At 72.5% G+C, this 357-nt stretch carries 1 protein-coding gene; it reads left to right on the plus strand.

The genetic code is table 11. The features are described 5' to 3' along the window. The coding region (locus PUR61_RS16010; RefSeq protein WP_329879516.1) for a hypothetical protein at window positions 1-357 on the plus strand (357 nt) is incomplete at both ends.

Genomic DNA, 357 nt, shown 5'->3' on the forward strand with positions numbered 1-357 from the left:
ACCAAGATCCTCTTCAAGGGGACCTTCGGCAAGATCGGCGTCAAGGGCCTGCGGTGGGACAACTACGACCGCGTCACCCGGCGCACCCCGGCGGAGCGCCGGCACATCATCCTCGACACCGAGCAGCGGAGCACCGCCCACCCCCCGCACCTCGGCCCCAATGCACAAACGACACGTGGACACTCCCACACGCCCCAGAACACCCACGGAGGCACCTCAGCGATCACGCCCCACCAGTCCTGCAAACTCGCCCCGCCCGCCCAGCCCCTGGCGGGACCCGCGGCGGGGGGGGTCCGTCCGGGGGAGGGCGGGCACCGGGCGCGGGGTGTGCCAGCCGGCTGCTGCGCGGGTAAGTCG

Origin of the sequence: Streptomyces sp. BE20 (assembly GCF_036322525.1) — a bacterium.
GTDB lineage: Bacteria > Actinomycetota > Actinomycetes > Streptomycetales > Streptomycetaceae > Kitasatospora.